Annotated in this window: 9 protein-coding genes; 5 read left to right on the top strand and 4 right to left on the bottom strand. The window is 71.1% G+C overall.

The genetic code is table 11. The features are described from left to right. Window positions 1-270 precede the first annotated feature (270 nt). The gene (locus ACFQ3T_RS30235) at window positions 271-1,407 is read left to right on the top strand and encodes a cellulose-binding domain-containing protein (protein ID WP_380728429.1); all 1,137 of its coding nucleotides are present in this window, start codon (window positions 271-273) and stop codon (window positions 1,405-1,407) included. 84 nt (window positions 1,408-1,491) lie between these two features. Here the strand turns inward: ACFQ3T_RS30235 and ACFQ3T_RS30230 are convergent, their stop codons facing one another. Then, window positions 1,492-3,426 carry a S8 family peptidase gene (locus ACFQ3T_RS30230; RefSeq protein ID WP_380728427.1) on the bottom strand — a complete coding sequence of 645 codons (1,935 nt, stop codon included), beginning with the start codon at window positions 3,424-3,426 and terminating at the stop codon, window positions 1,492-1,494. Window positions 3,427-3,749: 323 nt separating this feature from the next. Beyond that, entirely contained in the window at window positions 3,750-6,029 is a 2,280-nt protein-coding gene (locus tag ACFQ3T_RS30225; RefSeq protein ID WP_380728425.1) for an ATP-binding cassette domain-containing protein, read from the bottom strand. An 84-nt stretch (window positions 6,030-6,113) separates the two neighbouring features. On the opposite strand from ACFQ3T_RS30225, the gene ACFQ3T_RS30220 reads away from it, so the two are divergent. Together ACFQ3T_RS30220 and ACFQ3T_RS30215 are read left to right on the top strand one after the other, a co-directional pair. Beyond that, window positions 6,114-6,896 carry a TetR/AcrR family transcriptional regulator gene (locus ACFQ3T_RS30220; RefSeq protein ID WP_380728423.1) on the top strand — a complete coding sequence of 261 codons (783 nt, stop codon included), beginning with the start codon at window positions 6,114-6,116 and terminating at the stop codon, window positions 6,894-6,896. A 160-nt stretch (window positions 6,897-7,056) separates the two neighbouring features. Continuing rightward, complete coding sequence (locus tag ACFQ3T_RS30215) at window positions 7,057-7,824, top strand: putative protein N(5)-glutamine methyltransferase (protein ID WP_380728421.1); 768 nt, start codon at window positions 7,057-7,059, stop codon at window positions 7,822-7,824. Between the two features lie 69 nt (window positions 7,825-7,893). Here ACFQ3T_RS30215 and ACFQ3T_RS30210 read toward each other — a convergent pair whose 3' ends face one another. Both ACFQ3T_RS30210 and ACFQ3T_RS30205 read right to left on the bottom strand, forming a co-directional pair. Then, entirely contained in the window at window positions 7,894-8,364 is a 471-nt protein-coding gene (locus tag ACFQ3T_RS30210; protein ID WP_380728419.1) for a GNAT family N-acetyltransferase, read from the bottom strand. Further along, window positions 8,361-9,518: a winged helix DNA-binding domain-containing protein gene (locus tag ACFQ3T_RS30205; RefSeq protein ID WP_380728417.1), complete on the bottom strand. Its 1,158-nt coding sequence runs from the start codon at window positions 9,516-9,518 to the stop codon at window positions 8,361-8,363. The genes ACFQ3T_RS30210 and ACFQ3T_RS30205 overlap by 4 nt, the downstream gene beginning before the upstream one ends. A 74-nt stretch (window positions 9,519-9,592) precedes the next feature. Here ACFQ3T_RS30205 and ACFQ3T_RS30200 point away from each other — a divergent pair, with 74 nt between their 5' ends. Then, window positions 9,593-10,174: a PadR family transcriptional regulator gene (locus ACFQ3T_RS30200; RefSeq protein ID WP_380728414.1), complete on the top strand. Its 582-nt coding sequence runs from the start codon at window positions 9,593-9,595 to the stop codon at window positions 10,172-10,174. 24 nt (window positions 10,175-10,198) lie between these two features. Beyond that, window positions 10,199-10,486 (top strand): hypothetical protein (locus tag ACFQ3T_RS30195; protein ID WP_380728412.1); only part of this gene is annotated, 288 nt, incomplete at its 3' end.

Raw genomic sequence — 10,486 nt, 5'->3', positions numbered from 1 at the left:
ACATCATCCGACTACGTGTCGAACCGCCCACAACCTCCCAGGGCAGTACAGCTAGTCGTCTCCCGACCGCTCCACCTCTCCCCAACACCGCTGCCTCTTCCGACCGCCCTGCGCGGCCACCGCCGCCCGTCGGGACGTCCGCTACGGCAGCCGGAGTATTCCCATGCGGTGACGGAATCGTTACAGTCTGCTTCTGGGAACGCTCCCAGAAACGACAACGAAGGGGTTGTTGTGCGAAATCTTCTGGCGGCGGTGGCCGCCGTGGTGTCGATGGCAGGGTTGGTGGTGATCGGCGGGACCAGCACCGCGGGGGCGGCTCCGGTCTGCGCCGTGGACTACAAGCTGAACCAGTGGTCCACCGGGTTCACCGCCAACGTGACCGTGACCAACCAGTCCGCTCCGGTCACTTCGTGGAAGCTCACCTGGACGTTCGCCGGCAACCAGGCGATCAGCTCCGGCTGGAGCGCCGACGTGCGCCAGTCCGGCAAGCAGGTGACGGCGTCCAGCATGCCGTGGAACGGCGCGCTGGCCACGGGCGCGAGCGCCCAGTTCGGCTTCCAGGCGACGTACAGCGGCGCCAACGCGGTGCCGACCGACTTCGCTTTCAACGGTGTCTCGTGCGGTGGTGACCAGACCACCACGACCACCACCACGACGAACACGGGCTCGTGGCCGCCCACCGACTCGTCCACGACGACGACCACCACGACGACCGACCAGCCGCCGGTCGACTGCGGCACCGCGACGCTGTGCGACGGCTTCGAGCAGCAGACCGGCTCCACGCCGAGCGGCCGGTGGACCGTGGGCGCGGCCAACTGCACCGGCCAGGGCACCGTCGCCATCGACAACTCGGTCGCGCGCAGCGGCTCCAAGTCGGTCCGGGTGAACGGCGCGTCGGGCTACTGCAACCACATCTTCTTCGGCACGCCGCTGACCGGCACGGGCGTCGTGCACGGCCGGTTCTACGTCCGCCACACCACGGCCCTGCCGATGGCGCACGTGACGTTCATGGCCATGAAGGACTCCGCCGACGGCGGCAAGGACCTGCGCATGGGCGGCCAGAACTCGGCCCTCCAGTGGAACCGCGAGTCCGACGACGCGACCCTGCCCGAGCAGAGCCCGGTGGGCGTGTCGAAGAGCAAGCCGCTGCCCACCGGCACGTGGAACTGCGTGCAGTTCACCGTCGACCCGGCCGGCAAGATCGCCACCTCGCTCAACGGCGCCCCCGTCGAGGGCCTGCAGGCGGACGGCGTCGCGACGCCGGACGTCGACCGGCAGTGGATGGCCAAGTCCGGCTGGCGGCCCGCCGTCACCGACCTGCGCCTGGGCTGGGAGAGCTACGGCGACGGCGCGAACACCCTCTGGTACGACGACGTGGCGATCGGCTCCTCGCCGATCGGCTGCTAGACCGGCGCGCCGGGTTCCGGCGCGTCACGATGATCCGGTGTGGGGGAGGGCCGAGCGGGACCCGGCCCTCCCCCACAGCGTCGATCAGGAGGCCGTGACCGAGACGTCGTCCAGCACGAACGAGGTCTGGTAGGACCAGTCCTCCGCGCCGGTGAAGCTCAACGTGACGGTCTGGCCCGCGAACGCGCCCAGGTTGAAGGTGCGCACGACGTAGCCGGACGGGTTGAGGTTGGTGTAGGTCGCCAGGGTGGTCGTGCCCGCCTTGACGGTGAACGTGTCGAACACCTGCGGCTCGTACTCCGCCGTGCTGATCTTCAGCCACAGCGACAGCGTGGTGTTCGTGCAGCCCGCCGGGATGGTGACGACCTGGGACAGCGTCTCGGTGTTGGTGTAGCCGTAGCCGCTGATCCACGAGGACCGGGAGCCCGAGCGCGGCGCGCCCTCGCCGGTCCACGCCCCGATCGTCCAGGTGGCGTTCGACCAGCCGGTGGTGCCGTTCTCGAAGCCGCCGTTCACGACCTTCTCACCGGGCGCGGAGCACGAGCCGCCGGGCGGGTTGATCGTCCACGTGAACGTGGTGCCGGCGGACTTGCCCGCGCTGTCGGTCACCGTGGCGGTCACGGTGTAGGAGCCGGCGGTGGTGGGCGTGCCGGAGATCAGGCCGGTCGACGCGGCCAGGCTCAGGCCGGGCGGCAGGCCGGTGGCCGACCACGTGTACGGCGGCGTGCCGCCGGATGCCTTGAGCTGGAGGCTGGTGGCCGTGCCGACGTTGCCGGTCTGGTTGCCGGGCGGGGTGACCGACGGGGTGCCGGGGCCGGGGTCGCCGGTGTTGACGAACAGCAGCCGGTTCGGCGAGCCGGTGCCCGGGCTGGTGATCTTGTTCGGCGTGGCGGAGCCGGTCATGGCGCTCGCGACCTGCGCGGGCGTCAACCCCGGGGTGGCGCCGAGGAGCAGCGCCGCGCCGCCGGCGACGTGCGGCGCCGCCATCGACGTGCCGCTGATGGTGTTGGTGGCGGTGTCGTTGGTCATCCACGCCGAGGTGATGTTCTGGCCCGGCGCGAAGATGTCGGTGCAGGTGCCGAAGTTGGAGAACGACGCGCGGGCGTCGGCGTTGGTGGAGGCGTTCACGGTGATCGCCTCGGCGACCCGCGCCGGGGTGAAGTTGCACGCGTCGGAGTTGGAGTTGCCGGAGGCGATCGCGTACGTGATGCCGTCGGCGATGGAGTTGCGGACCGCGTTCTCGCCGGTCGGGTCGCTGCCCTGGCCCCCGAGGCTCATGTTCGCCACGGCCGGGCCGGAGGTGTGGTGGCCGGTGACCCAGTCGATGCCCGCCGCGACGCCGGCGAACGAGCCGGAGCCCTGGCAGTTGAGCACCTTGACCGCGATCAGGCGCACGCCCTTGGCGACGCCGTAGGCGGTGCCGCCGACCGTGCCGGCGACGTGCGTGCCGTGGCCGTTGCAGTCGGTGTTGTTGGAGTCGACGGTGTTGGTGCCCCAGGTGGCGCGGCCGCCGAAGTCGGTGTGCGTGGTGCGGATGCCGGTGTCGATGATGTAGGCGGTGACGCCGGAGCCGGTGTTCGGGTTGGTGTAGGACGAGTCCAGCGGCAGGTCGCGCTGGTCGATGCGGTCCAGGCCCCACGACGGCGGGTTCGGCTGGGTCGCGGTCGCCTGCACGGCTCCGTTCTGCTGGACGTAGGCCACGGTGGGCTCGGCGGCGAGCCGGCGGGCGGCCCGCTCGGACAGCGTGCCCGCGAAGCCCTTGAGCGCGTGGCGGTAGGTGAAGTCGACCTTGGCGTCGTACTTCGCGGTGAGGTCGCTGGTGAGCGCGTCGACGCTCTGGGTGGACAGGTCCTTGTAGACGACGATGTAGCTGTCCTTGATGGCCGTCGGGTTGCCGAGGCCCACGATGTCGCCCTCCGCCGCGGCGGCCGGTGTGGCGCCGGTGGCGAGGGCGGCGGCGGTGATGGTGGCGGTGGCCAACGCGATGAGGACGCGTCTGGGTGCGCGATCGTCTCCCATTGCAGGGTTCTCCCTCGTGCAGGGGTTCCGGCAGGCCCAATGCGGCGCGGGCCGGCCGGGGAGTGGAGGTTCTGCGATCACGTTCGCGCGACGTGATCGGCAACGTTAGAGGACCGGTGGGAACCGGACAATCGGCCGGCAGTGGGAACGACCTGCGGTATTCCGAACGGCGACGCCGCCGCGGCGACCCGGTGGGCGACCCGGTCGGGTGACCCTCGCCCCATTGGCCAATAATCTTAATAACTTCAGTGTCAACTAAAATAAGTCCTCCTCCGGTGCAGCCATGGCACCGGAGGAGGACTTCCACAAAGCAACCAGGACGGTCAGCGCCCGACGTAGGCACGCAGGTGGTGGGCGGTCAACGTGTCGGCGTTGTCGACGAGGTCGGCCGGGGTGCCGGTGAACACGATCCGGCCGCCGTCGTGCCCGGCGCCGGGGCCGAGGTCGATGATCCAGTCGGCGTGCGCCATGACCGCCTGGTGGTGCTCGATCACGACGACCGTGTTGCCGTCGTCCACGAGCCGGTCGAGCAGGGCGAGCAGCTGGTCGACGTCGGCGAGGTGCAGGCCGGTGGTGGGCTCGTCCAGCACGTAGGTGGACGCCTTCTCCGCCATGTGGATGGCCAGCTTGAGCCGCTGGCGCTCGCCGCCGGACAGCGTGGTCAGGGGCTGGCCGAGGGAGAGGTAGCCGAGGCCGACGTCCACGAGCCGGTCGAGGATGGCCTTGACCTGCTTCTCGGTGAAGAAGTCGCGGGCCTCGGCGACGGACATGCCGAGCACCTCGCTGATGTCGCGGCCGCGCAGGGTGTGGGTGAGGACCTCGGGGGTGAACCGCTTGCCCTCGCACTCCTCGCAGACGGAGGCGACGCCGGCCATCATCGCGAGGTCGGTGTAGACGAGGCCGATGCCCTTGCACTTGGGGCAGGCGCCCTCGGAGTTGGCGCTGAACAGTGCGGCCTTGACGCCGTTGGCCTTGGCGAAGGCGGTGCGGATCGGGTCGAGCAGGCCGGTGTAGGTGGCGGGGTTGGAGCGCCGCGAGCCGCGGATGGGCGACTGGTCGACGGTGACGACCTCGGGGCGGCGGGCCAGCGAGCCGTGGATGAGGGAGCTCTTGCCGGAGCCGGCGACGCCGGTGACGACGGTGAGCACGCCGAGGGGGATGTCGACGTCGACGTTCTTGAGGTTGTGGAGCGACGCGCCGGTGATGGGGAGGTGGCCGGTGGGGCGGCGGACGTCGTCGCGGAGGCGGGCGCGGTGGTCGAGGTGCCGTCCGGTGAGGGTGTCGGAGGCGCGGAGTTCCTCGACGGTGCCGGTGAAGGTGATGTGGCCGCCGTTGACGCCGGCGCCGGGGCCGAGGTCGACGACGTGGTCGGCGATGGCGATGGTCTCGGGCTTGTGCTCGACCACGAGGACGGTGTTGCCCTTGTCGCGCAGGCGGAGCAGGAGGTCGTTCATGCGCTGGATGTCGTGGGGGTGCAGGCCGACTGTGGGTTCGTCGAAGACGTAGGTGACGTCGGTGAGGGCGGAGCCGACGTGGCGGACCATCTTGACGCGTTGGGCCTCGCCGCCGGAGAGGGTGGCGGCGGGTCGGTCGAGGCTGAGGTAGCCGAGGCCGATCTCGACGAGGTTGTCGAGGAGTTCCTTGAGGGTGGCGAGCATGGGGCCGACGGAGGGGTCGGTGATCTTGGCGACCCAGTCGGCGAGGTCGCTGATCTGCATGGTGGAGCAGTCGGCGATGTTCCGGCCGTCGATCTTGGCGGAGAGGGCGGCGGCGTTGAGGCGGGCGCCGTGGCAGGAGGGGCACTCGGCGAAGGTGACGGCGCGGTCGACGAAGGCGCGGACGTGGGGTTGCATGGATTCGCGGTCTTTGCCGAGGTAGAGGCGTTGGACCTTGACGAGGAGGCCTTCGTAGGTGACGTTGGTCTTGCCTACTTTGACCTTGGTGGGTTCGCGGTTGAGGAAGGCGTCCCATTCTTCGTCGGTGAAGTCCTGGAGCTTCTTGTCGGGGTCGTAGAAGCCGGACTGGATGTAGGTCTGGACGTACCAGTTGTCGACGGTGAAGCCGGGGACGGTGATGGCGCCCTCGTTGAGGGACTTGGTGCGGTCGACGAGTTCGTCGGTGTCGACGGTGGAGACGCGGCCGAGTCCTTCGCAGGTGGGGCACATGCCTTCGGGGAGGTTGAAGCTGAAGGCGCCGGAGGTGCCGACGTGGGGTTCGCCGAGGCGGCTGAAGAGGATGCGGAGCATGGTGTGGGCGTCGGTGGCGGTGCCGACGGTGGAGCGGGAGTTGGCGCCCATGCGTTCCTGGTCGACGATGATGGCGGCGCTGAGGTTGCGGAGGGCGTCGACGTCGGGGCGGCCGAGGTTGGGCATGAAGGATTGCAGGAACGCGGTGTAGGTCTCGTTGATGAGTCGTTGGGACTCGGCGGCGATGGTGCCGAAGACGAGGGAGGACTTGCCCGAGCCGGAGACGCCGGTGAAGACGGTGAGTCGGCGTTTGGGGATGTCGACGGAGATGTCGGCGAGGTTGTTCTCGCGGGCGCCGCGGACTTGGATGACGTCGTGGCTGTCGGCGGTGGTGTGGCGTTCGGCGGGCGTGGGCATGCGTGTTTCCCCAGAGTGGTGTGCGGTTTGTTTATGCCGTAAGGTCGGCTCGCGCACGGTACTTTACACCGTAAGGGGTGGCAAGTGGTGGTGTTCGCCGGGCAGGGTGACGCGCGTCGGTCGATGCGACTGCTGTGGCGTGGGCCGGGTGGTGCGGCGGGTCCGGGGTTGAGCGTGGACGTGATCGTGGACGCGGCGATCGCGGTGGCGGACCGGGACGGCATGGCGGCGTTGTCGATGCGCGCGGTGGGGGAGCGGCTGGGTCGTTCGGCGATGGCGTTGTACACGTACGTGCCGAGCAAGGCCGAGTTGTTGGACCTGATGTACGACAAGGCGTTGGGGGAGTTGCCGTCGGAGTACCCGTTGGACGGCGGGTGGCGTGCGGCGTTGGTGGCGTGGGCGGAGGACGTGCGGGCGTTCTACCTGGCGCACCCGTGGGTGTTGCAGGTGTCGCAGGCGCGGCCGGTGCTGGGGCCGAACGAGTTCGTGATGGTGGAGACGTTGTTGGGGATCCTGCGGTCGACGGGGTTGGGCCGGTCGGCGTTGCGGGGTGTGGTGGGCGCGGTGGTGCAGTTCGTGCGCGGTGCGGCGGGGGTGATCGCGGACGCGCGGCGGGCGGCGCGGGAGACGGGGATGACGGACGAGGAGTGGTGGTTCTCGCGGTCTCCGGTGTTGGAGGAGGTGGCGCCGGACTTCGGGGAGCGGTTCCCGTTGTCGGCGTGGCTGGGTGAGGAGGAGCCGCCGCCGGTGCCGGGTGACGAGTGCGCGCCGTACCTGGAGCGGGACGCGGTGCGGACGTTCCGGTTGGGCTTGGACGTGTTGTTGGACGGGGTGGAGGCGGCGGTGGCGCGGTCGGGCGGGGTCTGACCGGGGTGGCGCGGTGGTGGGTTACGGTGTGGCGGTTCGCGCGGATCGGGGAGGTGAGACCCATTTCTGCTGGTGCACGTCGGGTCGTCCCCGGCCGCGTCGTGGCGGTGTGAGGGGCGCGCCCGCGGGGTTTTGTCACGCGAGAGGCGTTGCGCTGTCCATGCTGGTGCCGGATGTGGATGTGGTCGCGCGGTTGCGTGCGGCGGGGTGTGTGTTCGCCGAGGACGAGGCGCGGTTGTTGGTCGCTGCCGCCGGGTCCGCCGAGGAGTTGGCCGAGTTGACGGCGCGGCGGGTGGCGGGGTTGCCGTTGGAGCACGTGCTGGGGTGGGTGGAGTTCTGCGGGTTGCGGGTCGTGGTGGGTCCGGGGGTGTTCGTGCCGCGGCGTCGCACGGAGTTCCTGGTGCGGGTGGCGGTGGGTGTGGTGGGTCCGGGTTCGGTGGTGGTGGACCTGTGCTGCGGGTCGGGCGCGGTGGGTGCGGCGGTGGTGGACCGGGTGCCGGGGGTGGTGTTGCACGCGGTGGACGTCGATCCGGTGGCGGTGCGGTGTGCGCGGCGGAACGTGGGCGCGGGTCGGGTGTACGAGGGTGATCTGTACGAGCCGTTGCCGGTGTCGTTGGTTGGGCGGGTGGACGTGTTGGTGGCGAACGCGCCTTATGTGCCGACGGGTGCGATCGGGTTGATGCCGCCGGAGGCGCGTGAGCACGAGCCGTTGGCGGCGTTGGACGGTGGTGCGGACGGGTTGGACGTGCAGCGGCGGGTGATCGCGGGTGCGGCGCGGTGGTTGGCGCCGGGTGGGCGGTTGTTGGTGGAGACGGGCGCGGTGCAGGCGGAGGGCACGGTGGAGGCCTTCGCGCGGGGTGGGTTGCGCGCGGAGGTGGTGTCGGACGAGGGGTTGGGCGCGACGGTGGTGGTGGGCTCCCTCGGGTAGTGGGGCTGGGGTGGGTCGGGCCGGGGCAGTCGGACTGGGATGGCCAGGCCGGGTGGTCAGGCCGGGTGGTCAGGCTGGGGTGGTCTGCGTGGTGGTGCGGGGTGCGTCGGGGGCGGGGACGGGCAGGCGGGCGGTGACGTGGTTGCCGTCGACGTCGAGGGTGGCGCCGGCCTGGGTCAGGATGGTGATGGCGGCGGTGTTGTCCGTGGTGGTGTCGGCGGTGATGGTGTGGACGCCGCGGCGGTGCGCTTCCTCGACGAGGCGGCGGAGCGCGGCGAGGCCGACGCCGGAGCCGCGGGCGCAGCGGGCGATCCACATGCCGGTGTCGCCCTGGTCGGTGAGGCGGGCCATGCCGATGGTGTGGTCGTCGGCGACGATCTCGTAGGCGTCGTGCTGGAAGCCGCGGTAGAAGTCGCGGAAGTCGTCGGGTCGGTCGACGGTCCAGCCGGGTGGCATGACGTCGGCCGGGTCGGTGTCGGCGACCGCGAGGCCGAGGAGGCGTTCGAGTCCTTCGTCGTCCAACCGTCGCAGGTGGATCATGTGCTCAGCTCCTTCTCCAAGGGGGTCCGGAAGCGGGGGGTGACGCGCGTCCCGCCGATCCAGTCCGCCATGCGCTGTGCTTCCCGGGCGATGGCGGCGGTGGCGTCCGCGCCGACGTCGTCCAGGAGGTGCCAGACGGGTTCGCCGTCGGGGCGTTGGGCCCAGCCGCCGACGACCGTGCCGTTCCACCACACGGTGGGGCCGACGTTGCCCGCGGTGTCGAAGAGGCGGGGTCGGTGCCGGGTGGGGAGGTACCAGTCGCGAGCCTGCCACCCCATCGGGGTCGAATCCAGTGCCGGGAGGAGCGCGGCCCACGGTTCGGGTCGGTCGACGGGGTCGAGGTCGTCGGGCAGGACGTGGCCGGTGCCGGTGGACAGCCCGACCGGGACGGCGCCGACGTCGGCGAGGGCTCGGCGGACGGCGGTGAGGGTCCAGCCGGTCCACCACTTGAGGTCGGCTTCGGTGTCGGGTCCGTAGGCGGCGAGGCGGCGGCGGATGAGCTCGGCTCGGGCTTCGGCGGGGTCGATGTCGGGCCAGGGTGTGCCGGGCGCCCAGCGGAACTGGCTGCTCAGCCAGGTGCCGAGGGGTCGGCCGCGGCGGGTTCGGCCTTCGGCGGCGAGGACGCGGAGGATGCGGCTGGAGACGTTCTGGCGGGTTTCGTAGGGCTTGCCGGGTGCGACGACGACCTGTTCGAGGAGGGCGGGGACGTCGCGGGTGAGTTCGACTGCGGTGGCCTCGCCGCGTCGGCGCAGGGCTTCGAGGGTGGCGTCCTCGACTTCGGCGAGGCGGTCGGCGTCCCAGCCGACGCCGTCGGCGAGGTGGGTGAGGAGGTTGCGGCGTTCCTTGGCGGCGATGGGTTTGCCCGCGGCGGCGTGGACGACGGGTGCGGTGGTGGCGGTGACGGCGAACATGGTGCGGCGCATGCAGAGCAGGCGGACGAGGGTGCGCCGGTCGTAGAGGGCGGCGTCGACGTCGGCGGTGGCGGGGTGGTCGAGGCGGGCGCAGGTGGAGAGGTAGACGGTGGCGGGGTCGGTGGCGTGCACGCCGACGAGCGCGTCGGCGACGGCCTCGACGGACGGTCCGCGGGTGGCCAGGAGGTGGCGGGCGCCGAGGCGGGCCCGGCGCTGGTCGTCGTCGATGGTGGCGGTCGGCACCGGTACATCCTGTGCGATCTACGCTGATCGGGGAACCGAGATGCGGAACCCGGATACCGCTGGACAAGGACGCGATGTCGGCTACACGGCTGTTGGTGCTCGGGGTGGTGCGGGGTTACGGGCGGGCGCACGGGTACCTGATCGGCAACGACCTGATGGGGTGGGGCGCGGGGGAGTGGGCGAACGTCAAGTGGGGTTCGATCTACCACGCGTTGAAGCAGTTGACGAAGGACGGCTGTCTCGTGGACGAGACGGCGCCGCCGGGTCGGACGGACTACGTGATCACCCCGAAGGGTGAGGCCGAGTACCGGCGTTTGCTGCGGGACGCGTTGCGGCGGCCGGAGACGCGGCCGGACCTGCTGGCCGCGGGGTTGGCGTTGTTGCCGTCGTTGACGCGGGCGGAGGCGGTGGGCCTGTTGACGGAGCGGTTGGCGGCGTTGGAGTCGCGGCGGGACGTGGCGCGCAGGCAGGCGGGGGAGTGGCGGGAGCCCGTGCACGTGAAGGAGCTGTACGGGTTGTGGGAGCACACGGCGGCCAGTGGTGCGGAGTGGACGCGGGGGTTGGTCGAGCGGTTGGCGGCGGGGGAGTACCCGATGGCGGGGGAGCCGGGATCGCCGGGTGCGCCCGGCAGCTGGGGTATGCTCAAACTTGAGTAGCGAGGGGGAGCGCTGAGCACAGGGTTGGAGCGGTACGCGGCCGTCTTCGAGGTCGCCGATCCGCCACGCACGTCCACCGTCGCCTTCTACCCCGACGACGCCCGGCCCGTCCCGGTCGGCCCCGAACCCGCCCGAGCCGAGGTCGTCGCGTCCGGAGAGGACGGTGTGGGCCGCGCCCCGGCGGTGCCCGCGGGGGACAGCGGGGAGACCTCCGGACCTGCCGCCCGCCGCACGTCCGCGGGGAGTCCCGCCGGAGGGCCGGGCGACCGGTTGACCATCGCGGGCCCCGACGGCGCGCGCCGGACCGTGCCC

This window comes from Saccharothrix hoggarensis (assembly GCF_042678885.1).
Taxonomy (GTDB): Bacteria; Actinomycetota; Actinomycetes; order Mycobacteriales; family Pseudonocardiaceae; genus Actinosynnema; species Actinosynnema hoggarensis.
Note: the sequence above shows the minus strand (reverse complement) of the source record. Positions and strands in the feature narration are given on the sequence as shown.